The organism is Bradyrhizobium sp. MOS002 (assembly GCF_003020115.1).
Lineage (GTDB): Bacteria > Pseudomonadota > Alphaproteobacteria > Rhizobiales > Xanthobacteraceae > Bradyrhizobium.
Map to the genome: position 1 here is coordinate 45,186 of NZ_PYFX01000024.1, position 19,861 is coordinate 65,046.

General features: G+C 62.9%; 18 protein-coding genes. 11 read left to right on the forward strand and 7 right to left on the reverse strand.

Annotation, left to right across the window (positions count from 1 at the left end; genetic code table 11):
• Positions 1 to 473: 473 nt before the first annotated feature.
• The 4 genes from C7G41_RS33670 (at position 474) to C7G41_RS33685 (ending at position 5,179) form a co-directional block, all read left to right on the forward strand.
• A complete protein-coding gene (locus C7G41_RS33670; RefSeq protein WP_106946561.1) occupies positions 474 to 2,045 on the forward strand; it encodes an ABC transporter ATP-binding protein in 1,572 nt (523 codons plus the stop codon).
• Positions 2,029 to 3,120 carry an ABC transporter permease gene (locus C7G41_RS33675; RefSeq protein ID WP_106946562.1) on the forward strand — a complete coding sequence of 364 codons (1,092 nt, stop codon included), beginning with the start codon at positions 2,029 to 2,031 and terminating at the stop codon, positions 3,118 to 3,120. The genes C7G41_RS33670 and C7G41_RS33675 overlap by 17 nt, the downstream gene beginning before the upstream one ends.
• The gene (locus tag C7G41_RS33680; RefSeq protein ID WP_106946563.1) at positions 3,107 to 4,024 is read left to right on the forward strand and encodes an ABC transporter permease; all 918 of its coding nucleotides are present in this window, start codon (positions 3,107 to 3,109) and stop codon (positions 4,022 to 4,024) included. Before C7G41_RS33675 ends, C7G41_RS33680 begins: the two co-directional genes overlap by 14 nt.
• A 78-nt stretch (positions 4,025 to 4,102) precedes the next feature.
• Positions 4,103 to 5,179, forward strand: a complete 1,077-nt coding sequence (locus C7G41_RS33685) for a BMP family ABC transporter substrate-binding protein (protein ID WP_199198753.1) — start codon at positions 4,103 to 4,105, stop codon at positions 5,177 to 5,179.
• 112 nt (positions 5,180 to 5,291) lie between these two features.
• Here C7G41_RS33685 and C7G41_RS33690 read toward each other — a convergent pair whose 3' ends face one another.
• Positions 5,292 to 6,641 carry an 8-oxoguanine deaminase gene (locus C7G41_RS33690; protein WP_199198751.1) on the reverse strand — a complete coding sequence of 450 codons (1,350 nt, stop codon included), beginning with the start codon at positions 6,639 to 6,641 and terminating at the stop codon, positions 5,292 to 5,294.
• A 153-nt stretch (positions 6,642 to 6,794) separates the two neighbouring features.
• Here C7G41_RS33690 and C7G41_RS33695 point away from each other — a divergent pair, with 153 nt between their 5' ends.
• Genes C7G41_RS33695 through C7G41_RS33705 form a run of 3 tightly spaced genes read left to right on the forward strand, consistent with a single transcriptional unit; the run spans position 6,795 to position 11,764 of the window.
• Positions 6,795 to 7,622 carry an FAD binding domain-containing protein gene (locus C7G41_RS33695; RefSeq protein WP_106946566.1) on the forward strand — a complete coding sequence of 276 codons (828 nt, stop codon included), beginning with the start codon at positions 6,795 to 6,797 and terminating at the stop codon, positions 7,620 to 7,622.
• On the forward strand, positions 7,619 to 10,342 hold the full coding sequence (locus C7G41_RS33700; protein ID WP_106946567.1) for a molybdopterin-dependent oxidoreductase: 2,724 nt from the start codon (positions 7,619 to 7,621) through the stop codon (positions 10,340 to 10,342). The genes C7G41_RS33695 and C7G41_RS33700 overlap by 4 nt, the downstream gene beginning before the upstream one ends.
• A 24-nt stretch (positions 10,343 to 10,366) precedes the next feature.
• Positions 10,367 to 11,764, forward strand: coding sequence for a nucleobase:cation symporter-2 family protein (locus C7G41_RS33705; protein ID WP_106946583.1), 1,398 nt, complete (start codon positions 10,367 to 10,369; stop codon positions 11,762 to 11,764).
• Here C7G41_RS33705 and uraD read toward each other — a convergent pair.
• From uraD to C7G41_RS33725, 4 genes are all read right to left on the reverse strand, one after another.
• On the reverse strand, positions 11,761 to 12,648 hold the full coding sequence (uraD, locus tag C7G41_RS33710) for a 2-oxo-4-hydroxy-4-carboxy-5-ureidoimidazoline decarboxylase (RefSeq protein ID WP_106946568.1): 888 nt from the start codon (positions 12,646 to 12,648) through the stop codon (positions 11,761 to 11,763). The two genes, C7G41_RS33705 and uraD, sit on opposite strands and share 4 nt — an antisense overlap.
• 5 nt (positions 12,649 to 12,653) lie before the next feature.
• The gene (gene puuE, locus C7G41_RS33715) at positions 12,654 to 13,589 is read right to left on the reverse strand and encodes an allantoinase PuuE (RefSeq protein ID WP_106946569.1); all 936 of its coding nucleotides are present in this window, start codon (positions 13,587 to 13,589) and stop codon (positions 12,654 to 12,656) included.
• Positions 13,590 to 14,003: a DUF3830 family protein gene (locus C7G41_RS33720; protein WP_007601448.1), complete on the reverse strand. Its 414-nt coding sequence runs from the start codon at positions 14,001 to 14,003 to the stop codon at positions 13,590 to 13,592. It abuts the gene before it with no gap.
• A gap of 99 nt (positions 14,004 to 14,102) precedes the next feature.
• Positions 14,103 to 14,381, reverse strand: coding sequence for a hypothetical protein (locus C7G41_RS33725; RefSeq protein ID WP_199198752.1), 279 nt, complete (start codon positions 14,379 to 14,381; stop codon positions 14,103 to 14,105).
• Positions 14,382 to 14,605: 224 nt separating this feature from the next.
• On the opposite strand from C7G41_RS33725, the gene C7G41_RS33730 reads away from it, so the two are divergent.
• From C7G41_RS33730 to C7G41_RS33745, 3 genes are all read left to right on the forward strand, one after another.
• Entirely contained in the window at positions 14,606 to 14,830 is a 225-nt protein-coding gene (locus C7G41_RS33730; protein ID WP_106946571.1) for a hypothetical protein, read from the forward strand.
• Positions 14,831 to 15,494: 664 nt separating this feature from the next.
• Complete coding sequence (locus C7G41_RS33740) at positions 15,495 to 16,034, forward strand: hypothetical protein (RefSeq protein ID WP_106946572.1); 540 nt, start codon at positions 15,495 to 15,497, stop codon at positions 16,032 to 16,034.
• Positions 16,034 to 16,561 (forward strand): hypothetical protein, encoded by a 528-nt coding sequence (locus C7G41_RS33745; protein WP_106946573.1) that lies wholly within the window; start codon positions 16,034 to 16,036, stop codon positions 16,559 to 16,561. Before C7G41_RS33740 ends, C7G41_RS33745 begins: the two co-directional genes overlap by 1 nt.
• A gap of 62 nt (positions 16,562 to 16,623) precedes the next feature.
• Here the strand turns inward: C7G41_RS33745 and C7G41_RS33750 are convergent, their stop codons facing one another.
• On the reverse strand, positions 16,624 to 17,757 hold the full coding sequence (locus C7G41_RS33750) for a sensor histidine kinase (protein WP_158268070.1): 1,134 nt from the start codon (positions 17,755 to 17,757) through the stop codon (positions 16,624 to 16,626).
• Positions 17,758 to 17,899: 142 nt separating this feature from the next.
• Here C7G41_RS33750 and C7G41_RS33755 point away from each other — a divergent pair, with 142 nt between their 5' ends.
• Entirely contained in the window at positions 17,900 to 18,277 is a 378-nt protein-coding gene (locus C7G41_RS33755; RefSeq protein WP_306768079.1) for a response regulator, read from the forward strand.
• 1,146 nt (positions 18,278 to 19,423) lie between these two features.
• On the opposite strand, the gene C7G41_RS33775 is transcribed toward C7G41_RS33755, so the two are convergent.
• Positions 19,424 to 19,600, reverse strand: a complete 177-nt coding sequence (locus C7G41_RS33775) for a DUF3606 domain-containing protein (protein WP_106946578.1) — start codon at positions 19,598 to 19,600, stop codon at positions 19,424 to 19,426.
• Positions 19,601 to 19,861 lie beyond the last annotated feature (261 nt).

Consider the following 19,861-nt stretch of genomic DNA (forward strand, 5'->3'; position numbering starts at 1 on the left):
GTGCCGCTTGTTTGCACAGGGCGCCGCGTTTCACCGGCGGATTTGGAAGGCCAACCTCACCGCCACGAAGTCAGGCGGGAGCGGCCATTGCCGGATAATCCCGTTTGATTTCGCTCGCCTTTTCATGTCGAGCGGACAAGGCAGACACGATGGGCGGGAGCTACTGTCGCGCAGGTCGCAAATGCATACGCGTGATGGCGCGTCTCTGCTCAACTTCGCATCAAACCTGCATAGCGGGTTCCGATTTGGCTTGAGCCGTCACAAATTTGCAACAGGCGCCACACGCAAGCGGGAGCTTCAAAGGCTGTTCAGGAGGCAATTGAGGACCATCGCCGCCCAGCGAGAGCAGCGACTCGCCGACACCTCCTGCCTGCCGAAGCGTTGAGCAAGGGATGACGCTTTTTCACACCTTACGCAGCGGTTCAAACTAGCCCAGTATTGAGGCACTTCACCCCATGCAAGCGCATCGGCGAATGTTGGATCCCACGGCTAACAGCCTGCATTCCGGCGAGTCCCCGCTCCTCAAGACGGTCGGGCTCACCAAGCGCTATGGCGATTTCCTCGCCAACGATGCCATCGACATCGATATCTGGCCAACGGAAATCCACGCGCTGCTCGGCGAGAACGGCGCCGGCAAGTCGACGCTGGTCAAAGCGATCTACGGGCTGATCCAGCCCAGCGCCGGCCAGATTTTCTGGCGGGGCCAGCCGATCATGCTGTCCGGTCCCTCGGAAGCGCGTAGCCGCGGCATCGGCATGGTGTTCCAGCACTTCTCGTTGTTCGACAATCTCACCGTCGCCGAGAACGTCGCGCTCGGCCTCGACGGGAAAGAATCCTTCAAGGACATGTCGGCGCGGCTTGAGCAGGTGTCGAAGACTTATGGATTGCCGCTCGATCCCAAACGCGAGGTCTGGCAATTGTCGGTCGGCGAGCGCCAGCGCATCGAGATCGTCCGCGCACTGATGCAGGATCCGCAATTCCTGATCCTTGACGAACCCACCGCGGTGCTGACGCCACAGGAAGCCGACCAGCTCTTCGTCGTGCTGGAGCGGCTCAAGGCCGAAGGTCGCGCCGTCCTCTACATCAGCCACAAGCTCGAGGAGGTGAAGCGCCTGTGTGACACGGCAACGATCCTGCGCGGCGGCAAGAAGGTGGAGACGTGCAATCCCAGGCTTGAGACCGCAGCTTCGCTCGCGCGGATGATGGTCGGCGGCGAGATCAAGGAAGTGAAGGCGGCCGCCGGCCGGCAGACCACGGTGCCGCGCCTCGTCGTCAACGATCTCTCGCTCGCCCCTGGCGAGGCGCATGGCGTGCGCCTTGAGCACATCTCGTTCGAGCTGAAAGGCGGCGAGATCCTCGGCATCGCCGGGGTCGCCGGCAACGGACAGGACGAACTGTTCGCCGCGCTGTCCGGCGAACGCCTGTCGAAGGATCCCGGCACGATCGTGATCGAAGGTCTTGCCGCCGGCCATCTCTCGATCACGCAGCGCCGCAAGCTCGGCGCGGCCTTCGTTCCCGAGGAGCGGCTAGGCCACGGCACCGCGCCGCGCATGAAGCTTTCGGAGAATGCGCTGCTCACCGGGCACGCCGCCAGCGGCATGGTCCATCACGGCTTCATCGATACCGCGGCCACTCTGAAGACGGTCGACCGCGCAACCGAGACGTTCGACGTCCGCAAGGCCAAGCGCGATCCCGAAGCCGCATCCCTCTCCGGCGGCAATTTGCAGAAATTCATCGTAGGACGCGAGATCCTGCGCAATCCCGCGGTGCTGGTGGTGAGCCAGCCGACCTGGGGCGTCGACGCCGGCGCTGCCGCCGTCATCCGCCAGGCGCTGCTTGATCTCGCAACCGCAGGCGCCGCCGTGCTCGTGACCAGCCAGGACCTCGACGAACTCGCGGAAATCGCCGACCGCATCGCCGTGATGTTCCATGGCCATCTGTCTGCGCCGCTCGCCACCAGCGAGGCGACGCGCGAAAAACTCGGCCTGTTGATGGGCGGCAGCACGCTGGAGCCGAGGGAGGCCGCGCATGCAGTTGGTGCTTGAGAAGCGCGCCGAGCGCTCCAACACGATCGCGCTGATCTCTCCCCTGATCGCGATCGGCCTCACGATCGTGACCATGGTCATCCTGTTCGCGATCCTCGGCAAGAATCCGCTGCTCGCCCTGCACGCCTATTTCATCGCGCCTTTGACCGACAGCTATTCGCTCCAGGAAATCGCGGTGAAGGCGACACCGCTGGTGATGATCGCAATCGGACTGTCGCTCTGCTATCTCGCCAATGCCTGGAACATCGGCGCCGAAGGGCAGTTCTTGATCGGTGCAGTCGCCGGAAGCTGGATTGCGGTGAAGACGCAGGGCACCGACGCCGGCGTCTGGGCACTGCCGGCCATGCTCGTGCTCGCCGCCGCCGCAGGCGCGCTCTACGCGCTGATCCCGGCAATCTGCAAGGTGAAGTTCGGCGCCAGTGAGATCCTGACCAGCCTGATGCTGGTCTATGTCGCCGATCTCTTCCTCGACTATCTCGTGCGCGGCCCCTGGCGCGATCCGCACGGCTTCAACTTCCCGACCACGGCCGAGTTCGATCCGGTCGCAACGGTGCCGCTGCTGATCGAAGGCGGCCGGCTGCATCTCGGCTCGATCATCGCCCTTCTCGTCGTCGCTGGCGCGGCGATCCTGCTCGGGCGAACCATCAAGGGATTCGAGATTCGTGTGGTCGGTGCAGCGCCCCGTGCCGCGCGGTTCGGCGGCTTCAATTCCAACCAGTTGATCATCCTGACCTTCGCCGTCTCGGGCGCGCTGGCCGGCCTCGCCGGGATCATCGAGGTCGCGGGTCCGGTCGGGCATCTCCAGCCCGGCATCTCGCCGGGCTACGGTTTTACGGCGATCATCGTCGCCTTTCTCGGTCGGCTGAATCCCCTTGGAATATTAATTGCAGGCCTTTTTCTCGCATTGACCTTTATCGGCGGCGAGCAGGCGCAGATCGCGATGAAGATCCCGTTGGACGTCACCAAGGTTTTTCAAGGCATTCTGCTGTTCTACGTGCTCGCCTGCGATTCCCTCATTCTTTACCGCTTCAAGCTGGTCTTCCCGAACCGACAGGTGGCTCGTGGAACTCATTGAGGCCATCATTCTCGCGGTGCTTGCCGCCTCGACGCCGCTCCTGATCGCAGCGACCGGCGAGCTCGTGACCGAGCGATCCGGCGTGCTCAATCTCGGCGTCGAGGGCATGATGATCGTCGGTGCGGCGTGTGGCTTTGCAGGTGCGTGGCTGACCGGCTCGATCTTCATCGGCGCACTGTTCGGCATCGTCGCCGGCACGTTGATGTCGCTGGTCTTCGCACTGATGGCGCTCGGGCTTGCGGTCAACCAGGTTGCGACAGGGCTGGCGCTGACCATCCTGGGCGTCGGACTCTCCGGCCTGATCGGCGCCGGTTTCGTCGGCGAGCGCATCACGCCGGCAGCGCATCTTTACATTCCCGGCCTCACGGACATCCCACTGATCGGCCGCGTGCTGTTCGGCGAGGACGCCTTCGTCTATTTCTCGCTGGCGCTGGTCGCCGGCATCTGGTGGTTCCTGTACCGCACGCGGCCAGGATTGATCCTGCGCGCCTGCGGCGACAACCACGTGTCTGCGCATGCACTCGGCTACCCCGTACTGCGGATCCGGACCTTCGCCGTGATGTTCGGGGGCGCCTGCGCCGGGCTTGCCGGCGCTTATCTGCCGCTCGCCTATACGCCCTTCTTTATTCCCGGCATGACCGCGGGCCGCGGCTGGATCGCACTGGCGCTGGTGGTGTTCTCGTCCTGGCGGCCGGGCCGCCTCGTGGTCGGCGCGTATCTGTTCGGTGCGGTGACGATCCTGCAGCTGCACGCGCAGGGCTGGGGCGTCGGCATTCCCTCGCAGCTCATGTCGGCGCTGCCTTACCTTGCGACCGTCATCGTCCTGGTCCTGCTCTCCCGCGCGCGCACGGGCGGATCGACTGCGCCGGCTGCGCTTGGCACCGTGTTCGTGCCTGACCGCTAGCGTTTCATTTCCGCACCGTGCGCGATGGGGCGCGCACATTGCGGATCGTGGCTTTCCCCTGATGTTTGGAGATTGATGATGAGGAAATCACTTCTTGCGCTGGCTGCCGGGCTCTTGCTTGCCGGGAGCGTTAGTGCAGCCTCCGCCGCCGACAAGCTGAAAGTCGGATTTATCTACCTCGGCCCGGTTGGTGACCTCGGCTGGACCTATCAGCATGAGCTGGCACGCCAGGCGCTGGTGAAGGAGCTCGGCGACAAGATCGAGACCACCTTTCTCGAAAACGTGCCTGAAGGCCCCGACGCCGAGCGCTCCATCGAGCAGCTCGTCCGCGCCGGCAACAAGCTGATCTTCACCACCTCGTTCGGCTACATGGATCCGACGCTGAAGGTCGCAAAGAAATATCCGAACGTGCATTTCGAGCACGCGACCGGATACAAGCGCAACCCGAACATGTCGACCTATTCGGCCAAATGGTACCAGGGCCGCTACATCCAGGGCCTGATTGCGGCCAAGATGTCGAAGTCCGGAGTGCTCGGCTATATCGGCTCGTTCCCGATTCCCGAGGTCGTCTCCGGCATCAACGCGACGATCCTCGCCGCGCAGACCATCAACCCGAACATCAAGGTCAAGATCATCTGGGCCAACACCTGGTTCGACCCGGGCAAGGAGGCCGACGCCGCCAAGGCGCTGATCGACCAGGGCGCCGATGTGATCATGCAGCACACGGATTCGCCCGCTGCGATGCAGATTGCCAGCGAACGCGGCAAGCTCGCCTTTGGCCAGGATTCCGAGATGATCAAGTTCGGGCCCAAGACGCAGCTGACCTCGATCCTCGATACCTGGGGTCCCTACTACATCGCCCGCGTCAAGGCCGAGCTCGACGGAACCTGGAAATCCGAGGACAGCTGGGGCGGCCTCGACAGCCATATGTTCGCGATGGCGCCCTACACCAACATGCCCGACGACGTGAAGAAGATCGCCGAGGATGCCCAGGCCGCGATCACCGCGGGCAAGCTGCATCCGTTCAAGTGCCCGGTCGTTGGGCAGGACGGCAAGCCTGTCGAGTGCAAGGGCGGCGCCAATCTCGACGACGGCCAGATTCTCGGGATGAATTTCTACGTGAAGGGCATCGACGACAAGCTGCCGGGCAAGTAGCACGCTTCTTGCTTTGTCTAAATCACCTGCTCCTCCCGGAACAGGTTCGGAGGGGGTGGCCAGAAGCACCCGGCACTTGTGGTCGCCCCCTCTTTCTATTTTTGCCTGGATATTATCCGGCCTGCATGGCCCGCGCCGCCGAACTGTGGCGGCGGATGAGGTCTGCCACATCAAGGCCGGGGATCGCGCCGTCGATCACCACCCATTTACCTGCCACCATCACCCTGTCAGCCCGATGCGCCCCGCACAGCACCAGTGCGGCCAGGGGATCGCCATGGCCGGAAAAGCGTAGCTCGTCGAGCCGGAACAGCGCGAGATCGGCCGCCTTGCCGACAGCGATCTCGCCGAGTTCCGGCCGGCCGACGCAGGCCGCCGAGCCCTTCGTGGCCCAGCGCAGCGCATCCTTGTGACTGACCTTCGTCACGCCGTAGCGCGCCCGTTGCAGCAGGAACGCAGCCCGCACCTCCTGCATCAGGTTCGATCCGTCGTTCGAGGCCGAGCCATCGACACCGATGCCGATGCCGACACCGGCCTCCTCCATCTCGCAGACCGGGCAGCAGCCGGAGGCCAGGAGCTGATTGCTGCAGGCGCAATGACTGATCGTCGTCTTCGCCTTGCCGAGCCGCTTCATCTCGTCCGCGTTGAAGAAGATGCCATGGGCGAGCCACGTCCGCGCATTGAGCCAGCCGCATTGCTCGAGATAGTCGAGCGGACGGCAGCCATACATCTCCTGGCAGAATTTGTTCTCGTCCTCGGTCTCGGCGAGATGAGTATGCAGGCGCAGGTCGAGCTTGTCGGCGAGATCGGCTGTCGCACGCATCAGGGACGTCGTCACCGAGAAGGGCGAGCAAGGCGCGAGCGCGATCTGCACCATCGCATCCGCACCGCGCTGGTGATGCCTGGCGACCACGCGCGCGCTGTCTGCGAGGATGGTGTCCTCATCCTGCACGACGCTATCGGGCGGCAGACCGCCGTCGCGCTGCGACAGGTTCATCGAGCCGCGCGTGAGCAGCACACGCACGCCGAGCCGCTTTGCGACGTCGACCTCGATATCGACGGACTCCTCGAGCCCTGCCGGAAATACATAGTGATGATCCGTCGTGGTGGTGCAGCCCGACAGCAGCAGCTCGGACATCGCCACGGTGACGCTGAGCTCGAGCGCATCCGGCGTCAGCTTCGCCCACACCGGATAGAGCGCCTGGAGCCAGGGAAACAGCTCGCGGTCCATCGCCGCGGGTAGCGCCCGTGTCAGGGTCTGGTAGAAATGATGATGGGTGTTGATGAGGCCCGGCAGCACGACGTGGTCGCCAGCGTCGAACACCGCGATGTCAGCGGTTGTGGGCGCAGCGCCGGCCGGCACGAGCTCGACGATCCGGCCGCCTTTCACCACGATCCCGCGCTCGGCGCCATCGGCGAGGATAGCCAGGGGATCCCTGATCCAGATCGGCTTTGCGTCGCTCATGAATCTGCTCCTCCTCACATTCGCTGACGAAAGGCCTGCAAGGCGGGTGCCGGTCTGATTACGTTTTTGCTGCGACTTGTTGTTGCGACTTGGCGCCCGTCTTGCAAGACTTTCTCCTGGCTCGATTCACTCGTTGGAAGCGTTGGCGTCGCCATGGACTTGAATACCATCACAGCGGTCGCCCATCCGCAAACGCGCGCGCAGCTGCCCGTTTGGACGCCAGGTGATGCTTGGCTCGCGGGCGGCACCTGGCTGTTCTCGGAGCCGCAAGTTCACCTCACTCGGCTCATCGATCTCACCGACCTCAAATGGCCGGCGCTGACGGTCACCGAGAGCCATTTCAGCATCGCAGCCACCTGCACCGTTGCGCAGCTTGATGGATTCGTCTGCCCACCCGACTGGTTCGCGGCGCCGCTGATCAACCAGTGCTGCCGCGCCTTCCTTGCTTCGTTCAAGATCTGGAAGACGGCGACCGTCGGCGGCAATCTCTGCATGTCGCTTCCAGCGGGACCGATGATCTCGCTCACTGCCGCGCTGGAGGGCATCTGCACCATCTGGAAGGCCGGCGGCGGCGAACAGACGATGCCCGTCGTCGACTTCGTCACCGGCAACCAGAGCAACCTTCTGGCGCCGGGTGACCTGCTCCGGCAGATCGATATTCCGATCGCCGCGCTGAAGCGTCGTACGGTCTTTCGCCATATCTCGCTGGCGCCGGTCGGCCGTTCGGCGGCGCTCCTGATCGGCAGTCTGGATGCCGATGGCACGCTGACGCTCACGGTCACCGCATCGACGGTACGGCCGGTCCGGCTATCCTTCGCCCAGCCGCCCGACGCGAAAGCGCTTCGCGAGGCCATCGCGCAGCAGATCCCAGACGATCTGTACCACACCGACATCCACGGCAAGCCGCTCTGGCGCAAGCACATGACACTGCGGCTTGCCGAAGAGATTCGCGACGAACTCCTCGGAGCACCGTCGTCATGAGCTTCGAGGTCAACGGTACGACGTTTCCGCAGGAGCCACGCGCCGGCCAGTGCCTGCGCACGTTCCTGCGCGAGCTCGGCCATTTCGGCGTGAAGAAGGGCTGCGACGCCGGCGATTGCGGCGCCTGCACCGTGCTGCTGGACGGCGAGCCAGTGCATAGCTGCCTGATCCCGGCCTTCCGTGCCGAGGGGCGCGCCGTCACCACGATCGAAGGTCTGGGCGGAGACAGCGGCGCGCATCCGATGCAGCAGGCTTTCCTCGCTGCGCAGGGCTTTCAATGCGGCTTCTGCACCGCCGGCATGATCCTGACCTGCGCCTCGCTGAACCAGGCGCAGCGTACCGATCTCGGCGTGGCGCTGAAGGGCAATATCTGCCGCTGCACCGGGTATCGTTCGATCGAGGATGCGTTGCTCGGCAAGACCAATATCGAGGAGAGCGTCGAGGCCGGCGCCGCATTCGGCCGCAGCCTGCCGGCGCCGGCGGGCCCCGATGTCGTGCGCGGCAAGGCGCGCTACACGTTCGACACGCAGATCGACGGCCTGCTGCATATCAAGCTGCTCCGTTCACCCCACGCCCACGCCAGGATCGTCGCGATCGACGCGTCGGAAGCGTTCAGCGTTCCCGGCGTGCACGCGGTGCTGACGCATGAGGATGCGCCAACTACTCTGATGTCGACCGCGCGGCATGAGAAGGACTGGATGGATCCCGAGGACACCCGTGTCCTCGACGACATCGTCCGCTTCATCGGCCAGAAGGTCGCCGCCGTCGTCGCGGACAGCGAAGCCGCCGCCGAGAACGCGTGCCGCCGGCTGAAGGTCGACTACGAGGTCCTGCCTGCGCTGATCGATCCGGAGCAGGCGATGGCGCCGGGCGCACCCGTCATTCATCCCGAACGCACCACCGCGAACCGGATCGCCGACGCCCAGCGCAACCTCGCCGCGGAGACACATGGCGAATTCGGCGACGTGGCGGCTGCGCTCGCGACATCCGCCGTCACCTTCGAGGGCACTTTCCACAGTCACCGTGTGCAGCATGCCGCACTGGAGACCCATGGCGGCCTGGCCTGGCTCGATGCTTCCGGCGTGCTCAATGTGCGCACCTCGACGCAGGTGCCGTTCCTGACCCGGCGCGCGCTGTCTGATATCTTCGAGCTTCCCATGGACAAGGTCCGCGTGTTCTGCGAGCGCGTCGGCGGCGGCTTTGGCGGCAAGCAAGAGATGTTCGTCGAGGACATTCTGGCGCTCGCCGCGCTCAAGACCGGGCGGCCGGTGAAGCTGGAGCTCACCCGCGAGGAGCAGTTCATCGCAACCTCGACGCGACATCCGATGCGGGTCCACGTCAAGGCTGGAGCCGATGCGGACGGCAGGCTCACCGCGCTTCAGCTCGACGTGCTCTCCAACACCGGCGCCTACGGCAATCACGCCGGCCCCGTGATGTTCCACTCGCTGGCCGAGTCCATCGCCGTCTACAATTGCCCGAACAAGCGGGTCGACGGCTACGCCGTCTACACCAACACCGTGCCGGCAGGCGCGTTTCGCGGATATGGCTTGCCGCAAACACTGATCGCGGTCGAGGCCGCGATCGACGAGCTGGCCAAGCAGCTCGGCATCAGCCCTTACGAGATGCGCCGGCGCAACGTCGTCAAGCCCGGCGACCCCATGCTGTCGCCGCCGCCGTCGGAATTTCACGACGTGCACTACGGCTCCTACGGGCTGGACCAATGCCTCGACCTCGTCGAGCGCGCGATGCAGGCTGATGGTCCGCAGCCGGACCTGTCGCCGGAGTGGCTGATCGGCGACGGCGTCGCCCTGACCATGATCGACACGGTACCCCCGGCGGGCCATCTGGCGGATGCAATGGTCGCGCTCAACGACGACGCCAGCTTCGACCTCACCGTCGGCACCGCGGAATTCGGCAACGGCACCAGCACCGTGCACCGGCAGATCGCAGCGACGACGCTTGCGACCACCGTCGACCGGATCCGCCTGCGCCAGTCCGACACCGCCCATGGCGGCCACGACACCGGCGCCTATGGCAGCGCCGGCATGTTCGTCGCCGGCAAGGCGACCCATGCGGCAGCCGTGCAGCTTGCGACCGAGCTGAAGGCGGCCGCTGCCGGCGCATGGCTCTGCGACGTCGGGAGCTGCACGCTCGAGAGCGAGGCCGTCGTCAGCGGCGTGCGGCGGATGTCCTTTGCGGAGTTGGCCAAGCTCGCGCGCGAACGCGGACAGCCGTTCGCCGGCGCCGGCAATTCCGGCGGCACGCCGCGTTCGGTCGGCTTCAACGTGCAGGGCTTTCGCGTCGCCGTGAACAAGGGCACCGGCGAGCTCCGGATTCTCAGGAGCGTGCATGCGGCGGACGCCGGCGTCGTCGCCAATCCCATGCAATGCCGCGGTCAGGTCGAAGGCGGTGTCGCGCAGGCGCTCGGTGCCGCGCTCTACGAGGAGATGGTGATCGACGCGGACGGCCGCGTCACCAACCCCAAATTCCGCGACTACCATCTGCCCTCCTTCGCCGACGTGCCCCGCACCGAGGTCTTCTTCGCCGAGACGTCCGACACGATCGGACCGTTGGGTGCGAAGTCGATGAGCGAGAGCCCGTACAATCCGGTCGCGGCCGCACTCGGCAATGCGATCGCGGATGCCACCGGCATCCGATTCACCGCACCACCCTTCAAGCCGGACCGGCTGTTTCCCGCACTGCACGACAAGTTTGGCTAGGCACATGTTTCGGGGGCTGTGTTCATGACTAGTGAAGACCATCCCGTCGACGAGGTTTTGCCGGTCCCGCGCCTCCTTGCGCTCGGGCTCCAGCACGTGCTGGTGATGTATGCCGGCGCGGTCGCGGTGCCGCTGATCATCGGGCGCGCACTCAAGCTGCCGCCGGAGGACGTCGCCTTCCTGATCAGCGCCGATCTGTTCGCCTGCGGGCTTGCGACGCTGGTGCAATGCCTCGGCTTCCCTGGTGTCGGCATCCGCCCGCCCGTCATGATGGGCGTGACGTTCGCCTCGGTCGGCCCGATGCTGTCGATGGCCACCGCACCCGATATCGGCCTGCTCGGCATCTACGGCTCGGTGATCGCAGCCGGCCTGTTCGGCATCATCGTCGCGCCGTTCGTCAGCCGGTTGCTGCCGCTGTTTCCACCCGTCGTCACCGGCACGATCATTCTCGTCATCGGCATCTCGCTCATGCGGGTCGGCATCAACTGGGCGGGCGGCGGCCTGCCGACCGTGACGAAGATGGTCGACGGTGTCCCCGGCAGCTTCCCCAATCCTGCCTATGGCCAGTTGCAGGGACTCGGCATCTCGCTGTTCGTGCTGCTGTTCATTCTCGGCCTGATCAAATGGGGCACCGGCTTCCTCGCCAATGTCTCGGTGCTGCTCGGCATCATCGCCGGCGCGGTGCTCGCGACCGCTCTCGGAGTGATGCATTTCGACAAGGTCGCGGCGGCGTCCTGGGGCGCCATCGTGATCCCCTTCCGCTTCGGCATGCCGCAATTCCATCTGGTGCCGGTTATCACCATGTGCGTCGTCATGGTCGTCGTGATGATCGAATCGCTCGGCATGTTCCTCGCGCTCGGCGACATCACCGGCAAGACGGTCGACCGCGAAGCCCTGAGCCGGGGCCTGCGCGCCGACGGCGTCGGCACGCTGCTCGGCGGCATCTTCAACACCTTCCCGTACACGTCGTTCTCGCAGAATGTCGGCCTCGTCTCGGTCACCGGCGTGCGCTCGCGCTGGGTGACGGTCACGGGCGGCGGCATCATGCTCGTGCTCGGTCTGTTGCCGAAGCTCGCCGCGCTGGTCGAGGCCGTGCCACTGGTCGTGCTCGGCGGCGCCGGCCTCGTGATGTTCGGCATGGTCGCGGCGACGGGCGCACGCATCTTGACCTCGGTCGACTTCCGCAACAATCGCTACAATCTCTTCATCGTCGCGATCTCGATCGGCTTCGGCCTGATCCCGCTCGCCGCACCCGGATTCTTCAGGAACTTGCCGCACGATCTCCAGCCGTTGCTGGAGTCCGGCATCCTGCTCTGTGCGATCGTCTCCGTGCTGCTCAATGCTTTCTTCAACGGTGTGAGCGGAGGAGCTGCGGCGGAGGCAGACGCCGCGTCAGTCGCATCGACCGCGCAACACGTCTAGCTGCCGCGATAGGTCGAATAGCTCCAGGGCGTGACGAGCAGCGGCACGTGGTAATGGTTTTCCGGCTCGCTGATCGCAAAGCGCAGCGGGATCTCGTCGAGGAACGGCGGGTCGGTGAGCTGCACGTTGCGCTCGGCGTAATATTTGGCCACGCTAAACCGGAGCTCGTAGCGGCCGATCGGCAGCGGGCGGCCGCCGATCAGCGGCTGGTCGGTGCGGCCGTCCGCATTGGTCACCGCGCGCGCAACCACGCGGCTCTCGCCAAGGTTCGCGAGCTCGACCAGCTCGACCGCAATGCCCGGCGCAGGCTTGCCGGCGTGGTTGTCCAGCACATGGGTCGAGAGCCGGCCATGGACCTTGAGCTTGTCATCGGCTGCGACGAGTTGATCGAGCCGCAGCGCCGAGATGCGGCCAATCTCCTCGATCGCACGTCGCGTCTCGGTCTTGGCAATATTGCGCAACCGCGTCTCGAAATCGCGCAGCACAGAATCCTTGGTGTGACGACGCACGCAGACGATATAGGGAAAGCCGAACTTGTCGCGATAGGCATTGTTGACGCGCTCGAACGCCGCGTATTCGGCATCCGACAGCCGGTCGAGGCCGGCGCTGTTCTGCTCGTCGGTCGATTCCGCAGTGAGGCCCGCCGCGCGCTGGGTTTTGTTGGCGAGGTCCGGATGCGCGCGGATCAGCGCCAATTGCACGTCGGGTTCGGCACTCTGGATCGTCGCCATCAGCACGGCGTGCAACTGGTTGATGCCGGCGAAGGGTCGCTTCGCGGCGAGTTGCCCGGCGATCCACGGCGAATATTCAACGACGTTGGCGAGCGCGGCAACGAAATAGGCTTCATCGGCGGCATTAAGATCAGACAGCGAGATCTGCGACATCGTCCTTATCCGATCTCGAATGCGTCGGCCGCAAGGTGCGCGAGCTTGTCGTGCCAATGCTGGGCGATCTGCAACCGCGTGGGCACCCAGACGCGCTCGTGCTTGCCGATGTGGTCGAGGAAGCGGATCAGCCCCGCCGCGCGGCCGGGGCGGCCGGCGAGACGACAGTGCAGGCCGACCGACATCATCTTCGGCGCGCTCTCGCCTTCGGCATAGAGCACGTCGAAGGCATCCTTCAGATAGGTGAAGAACTGCTCGCCTTCGGCAAAGCCTTGCGGATTGATGAAGCGCATATCGTTGGCGTCAAGCGTATAGGGAATGACGAGCTGCTTGCCGCTCGCGCCCTTGACCCAATAGGGCAGATCGTCGGCATAGGAGTCGCAGAGATAGAGGAAGCCGCCCTCCTCCATCAACAGACGGTTGGTGTTGATCGAGGAGCGCCCGGTGTACCAACCGAGCGGCCGCGAGCCGGTCGCCGCGGTGTGGACGCGGATCGCTTCCGCGATCTCCGCGCGCTCCTGCGTCTCGGTCATGTCCTTGTGCTCGATCCACTTCAGGCTGTGGCTGGCGATGTCCCAGCCCGCCTCCTTCATGGCAGCAACGATTTCCGGATTGCGCTTCAGCGCAGTGGCGACACCGAACACGGTGGTCGGCCACTTCCGCTCTCTGAACAACCGCCACAGCCGCCAGAACCCTGCGCGCGAGCCATATTCGAACATCGACTCGATATTGGCGTGGCGCTGGCCGGGCCAAGGCTGTGCGCCGAGCACGTCGGATAGGAATGCTTCCGAGGCCGGGTCGCCATGCAGGATGTTGTTTTCGCTGCCCTCCTCGAAATTGACGACGAATTGCACCGCGACCCGCGCATTGCCGGGCCATTGCGGATGCGGCGGGTTGCGGCCGTAACCGCGGAGATCGCGCGGGTAGCGGGTACCAGTCACTCAGACTTCCTCGAAGCGGATCGGCAGCGCGCCCTTCCACAGCACGCTCTTGCCGAGCGTCGCCAGATTCTCCAGGCCGGAGGTCAGCGTGATGAAATGGTTGCCGGCGAGCTGGCCCATCTTGCTCGCGAAGTGCACGCCGCCATAGGCCATCAGGATCTCGGTCTCGCTGATGCCGCCGGGATAGAGGATGATCTGTCCGGGCGCGGGATAGCTGGTGTGGTTCTCGTAGCCGACACCGAAATCGAGGTCGCCGAGCGGCATCCACACGCCCTCGCCGCTCCAGCGCACGTGGATGATGTGACTTTCGAACGGCAGCGCCTTGCGGAACGCGGCGACAGTCTTGGGCGCCGCTTGCTCCTCGAAACGGGCATCGAAGGTGAAGTCGCCGGCGCGGATAACGAGTTTGGTCATCTCATCTCTCTGGATCGGGGGCGGTGGCCCCACGGGGAATTTTCAGGCAAAGAGCATTCCATCGGGCTGCGCGCAAGGGGCGCGGCAAGTCACCTCAAGTCACCTGCGGTCGTAGGACCAGCCGAAAACGCCACTCCGCCGCGTCTCCGGCTCCGGCTCGGCGGCGGGCTGCGGCGCCTCCCTCAGTTCCGCCTGCGGCGGCGGGGGCGGCACCGGCAGGATCTCGCATTTCATGGAGTAGACCAGCTTGCCGTCCGCGGTCCGCCCGATCGGCGTGCAGGGGTCCGGACGCGCCGCCGATGTTTTTGGGGTCAGCTTGACCTGCGCCACGGCCGGCGAGGCGATCAGCAGAAGGACCAGCAGATATTTCGACATCATTGTCGCCTGAAAACCAATTTGGCCCATTCAACCGGATTGCGCAGGTCAAGTCCATCGAGGCTACGGGCACGATTGCCGAATATTTAGCCGAGGCTAGAAAATTGGCTCGCCCCAATGTGATGTCGCGAGCGCTGATATCGGCTGGGCGCGTCGCCATGTCAGCCGCGACGGCGAACACACAAAACACATCCCACAGCCGGGCGTCGTCACGGGAGAAAGAAACGATGCAAAAGACTTTCATCATCCTCGGCGCGACGCTGATTGCCGCCGCCACCATCCAGACCGCCGCGGCGAACGACCGCCGTCATGTCCGCAAGGCGCAGCCCGTTCCCGCCCCCATCACCCAGTCGGTGCGCGACTCCAACGCCGCGCTCTGGCCATCACAGTCGACCGAGCCCGACTGGTCGCGCTATTCCAACGGCGCGATGTCTGCACCAGCGGGACGGTGATGCCGGAAGCCTAGCGCGAGAGAGCGAAACTGCCTCCACATCGTCATTACGAGAAGCCCTTGCGACGAAGCAATCCAGACTATTTGCATCGATGCATTTCTGGATTTCTTCGCTGCGCTCGCAATGACGGAGTAATGGGCAATGGCGTCGTCCTCCAATGTCATTCCCCGCGAAGGCGGGGAATCCAGTACGCCGTGGCGTCTCGGTTCGAAAACGACCGCTACTGGAATACTGGATCGCCCGGTCAAGCCGGGCGATGACAGCGAGCGTGTGGACGCAGACACGCCTTCTCCTTCTCGCGGCGCAATTCGCCCGAGCTTTGCTTCGTCGCTTCACTCTCAAATCCAAGAGGGCGCAGGGAAGGCTGGGTGCTGACCTCGCACCCGCGGTCCGCTGCGCGAAAAGCACACGCAGGAAAACCGCACAGCAGCATACAGGTGGTGCCAATCACTCGGCCTTCCCTGCGCGAGGGAAGGCACAAGAGCAAATATTGTAGAGTTTTCAATGGGATGACTTCAGTGTGTCTACATTTATGTCGCGATCCGAAGGGCCACAAGCAAAGCCGGCTTATATAAATTCCTGTGGAGCCCGGTGGAGTTTAACCCGGCTCTTGCGTACCCACCGGTTCCGCAGCGATACAGACGAATCGTCTATCATCTGACCCATGGCGGAAGAAAACGTCTACTTCACCAACCAGAAGCAGCCCCACGCCATCGAGCCGGGAGCGTTCGTGCTCGACCTTTACCGGCTGATCTGCATGGTTACGGCATCTCGCGAAGTGGCGAGCCACGGCCTCACCTCGCCCGCCATCGCAATGATGCAGGAAGGTTTTTTCAAGTCAGAAGTCACGCGGATCTTGATCTCTTGTGCCACTGGGTTGCGCATTCGTTTCGATCAACGTCCGCAAGGACCAAAGAACGAGCACAAAGACTGCGGGAAGTTGTTTCCAAGCTGGGTGAACGATCCAAAGAGGGTCGAGGTGCTCAGCCTACGTGAGGCTTGCAACAAGATCATTCATGCTACCGGCATCCGATTTGATGTCGTGATTCCCGATGCGGCCATGAACCCTGATGAGGAAGGCCTTCACTACCAACCGTACCTCTACCTGTATGGAAGTAAAAATCGCAACGACTGGCGCGCCGAGCTGTCGCTGATCGACTTCGCACGGTTGGGAGCGGTGTCGTTCAAATGGCTCGCCTACTGATGAGCGAGACGGCGAAAACTGACAGGGACGAGCCGACACGTGAAGTCGCGACGATGACGCGAGGCGATAGGAAGTCGCTCAGCGCAAAACAGGTCCACGCCATTGTTACGCGGCGGCTGCGCAGAACTGAAAAGCTTAATTTTCTCGAAAGCTTTGCCATGTTCATGGGTAAGGCCCAACTTGTCGAATTGGCACTGAAGAACATTCTTGCGGGTAAGTATGGCTACGACGAAGAGAGGATCGAAAGCTGGCCCCTTGGGCGAGTGGTCAAGGCATTGCGCGAGAGCGGGTTGCGGCAAGACTTCGTCCACTTAGTGGAAGAGTTAAAGGAACATCGCAACTACATTGCACACGAAATGTTGGCCAACGACGCGCTTCTGCGAAGATTGGCAGGCGGCGGCACGCGGCGCATAGCGTGGAAGTCGCTAGGTCGTGGTCTATATTTGGTGGAACAGGCGATTGTGGTGCACGATTTTCTTTTTGGCGGGACGAGTCCGCGCCCACGACCTAGTCGACCCAAACAATGACACGACGAGGCTAACTAGCCGGACGGAGTCGGAGAAGTGGCCAAGGAGCTGACTGATGGCCGTCAACTGGTCTGGCCGACAATCTCGAATGCGGTACATCCTGGGCGAGAAGAAATCGTCATCGTTGCATCTAGTCGCCGCACAAATGCTTTCACGACTTGCATGCCGAAGCCTTTGCTCTGATCGATGTCGAAACCTGCCGGCAAGCCGCGCCCCTGATCAGAGACTACCAAAGCCCATCCGCCCGCATTTGTTTTGAAGCTTACGTTGACAGGCCCCGGCTGACCCGGAGCATAAGCATACTTGAAACTATTCGTGGCCAACTCCGCGACCAAAAGGCCTAGTCCGCTCGCGACATCCGACGGAACTCTGGTGTTTTCCGCATCGACATTGATCGCAGTTATCTGTGCCGGAGCTGTGTGCTTGAGGCTTTCGCAGAGCCTGAGCAGAAAGGTATCGATTTGGATTTCTTCATGACTGCCGGTCAGGTGCAGCTGCTTGTGGACGGTTGCAATGGCGAGCACACGATTGCTGGCCATATCGAGCTGAGCCCTCGTCTCCTCGCTCGCGGCATTGCGGCTCTGAAGTGCCAGAATTGACTGGACGAGCTGCAATGAATTCATGAGCCGGTGATCGCCTTCGCGCATCATCGTCTCTTTTTCGTTGACCAGGTCTTCGGCTTCGACTCTGGCGGCGTGTTCGGCAGCGCTAATCCGGCGCAGTTCAAGCAACTTCATCACCTGATTGGCCATCAGTCGCAAGAAAGCCTTCTGAGTCTCATTAAGCTCCCGTGGCTTGTAATCGAGCACGCAAACGGTACCTAGCGGAAGGCCATCAGGCGTCTCCAACAACGCTCCGGCATAAAACCGCAGATGCGGGTCGCCCGTGACCAGCGGATTATCCGCGAAACGCGAATCTAGCGTGGTGTCGGGTACGACAAACAGATCGGGCTGCAAGATCGCGTGCGCGCAGATCGAGCTGTCCAGCGGCGTTTCCCGGAGGCCTAATCCGACTTCCGCCTTGAACCATTGGCGGCCGTAGTCGATCAAGTTGATGACAGAGATTGGCGTGCCGCAGATGGCGGACGCGACCTTCACGATTTCGTCGAAGTCAGCTTCTCGCGGAGTATCGAGGATGCCATACCGCCGGAGGGCAGCAAGACGAGATTCTTCAGCCCTATGCAGATCAGCTTGCACGACTTCTCTGATATCTATGTGGCGAGTATGGTGGCCCTTACAGACACCGATGTCTACTGTTTCGGGATGAGCGAGCCGCACACTCGCAGAGGGGGAACTATCCGAGCCGGCAGAGCTTAGGTTGGCTGGAGGCATTTATGCTTTGAAAACAGATATTAAGCTACCCGTTGTGCTGATTGTAGAGGATGACCTCCTTATTCGTTTGGATGCCGTGGATATGATCAAGGCAGCCGGGTTTGAAACGATTGAAGCAAACGGCGCGGATGAAGCCATCGCCATTCTGGAGCGCCGACGCGACATCACAGTCCTATTTACGGACGTGCAAATGCCGGGCTCGATGGACGGCCTCAGACTGGCCGCTGCGGTTCGCGACCGCTGGCCGCCAATCAAGATCATTGCTACGTCTGGAATGACGAAGGTCGGCCCCGACGACTTGCCTTCGGGCGGCCGATTTATCCGAAAACCCTATAGCGCTCAAGGAATTCTCGAAGTCATCCGCGACGTCAGCGCCGGCACCTAGGCCCTCCGCTTCGCGGCTGAGCGGCTGGAGGGTACCTCGAGAACTGATCGCGCGAACTTCGCCGCTGGATGGGCGCAACTCGCGTCGACCTTACTTGCTGGAGCAACTACAGAGATTGCTGCTTCTCGGCGCTGTTGATCTTCGGCTGCTTCCGCCTGTTTCAACCATTCTTCGGCGAACAACAGCCACTGCGCCTTGCTGGACGCGCTAGTAGCCTTACTAGCTTCCTCTCGGCAATCCTCATAGTTCGCGCGGTAAACCCTGCCCCTATCCATGCACGGATTTTATCAACCGGGTGACACTCGGGATATGCAATTTCGGCATGCCTTGTTGCAGATCAACGCTCGGCAATATGCAGTTGTGCCATGCGGAGACCGGCTCCGACGGGATGCGTCCGGTCATGCCTCTGCATGCCTGCGCCGCTGGGAGGGTCGTTTTGGCGGCAGTCACATAACGGCCTTGATCTGCGTCAAGCGACCGTAGCGTGAAGCGGCTGTCCTATCCGCCGAATGGATGAGCGGTCCGTCCCCATTGTGCCGGCCACCCCGTCCACCGCAATCTGAGCTAGGCTCTCCATCACTATGTCATTCTTCACAGACCGTGACCTCGAATGCCTCGCCAACATGAAAGCAAACTGGCGTCAGCTCTATTGTGGTGAACTCAACCGCTTGCTGAACGAACACGCTGACAATCGTTGGACCGACAAGACGCTGAGGCCGCATCAGGTCTCCAGTGTCCTCACGATAACTCCGTGGTCGAGCCGATCCATCCAAGCGATGCTGTGATACTGACGAAGACGAGGACGGCGGAGGCGCACGCTCGCAGGCCCTCAGTAATAATGAAGCACCGTACAAGGTCGCTTCACGACCTCACCGTGCTTAGTGGCGTCTCTTTTTCCCGTTTGTGTCCGCGATAATATGGCTGGCATCCGGCTCTTCGAGTCCCGCGTCGATGTCCGGCGACCTGTTGCAGGCGCACGGATCACCGGCACCACATTGACAGCCCAGCTCTGCGCTCCAGGCCCGGTCCGGGTGGTTCTCGCAGACAAAGCCGATGCCGAAGCATATGGGACAGTTGGGATTGATCATGGCACGAAAAAGCGCGCGGGCCTTGCTCCAAAGATCGCAAGCATACCGCTCGCCTCGGTTACACCGCCAATTGTTTTCGAACGGCGGCGGCCGAATTGCCTACTTTGTCGACGGCCTTCTGCAGCTCGTCCCTGGAGACACCAAGCTCCTTGGTCCAGTACTTGACCTCGAAGTCTTCATGCATGTTGATCTTGCTACGGTCGCGCTGGTCCCGTTTGGTGAGACTGTCGCTCATCTTCCTCCTCCATCGCCTGTACAAGCCGCTCGTCGTCGAGAACGGCTAGCAGGTCATTGATCGTCTTCTCGCTGTCCCTCGGCCCAGGCTCGACATAGCGAGCCAGGATGGCTTGGGCTTCTTTTACCGCTCGGGTTACGCGATCCGGCATGCCGGTACTCCGCTCACTGGTGGAGAAAACGCCGTCAGGAACGCCGCGTTCCCTTGCTGAGCCCTTTGAAAGAGCTTGCGCGAAGCAGGCCTTCAGACGTGATGTCCCGG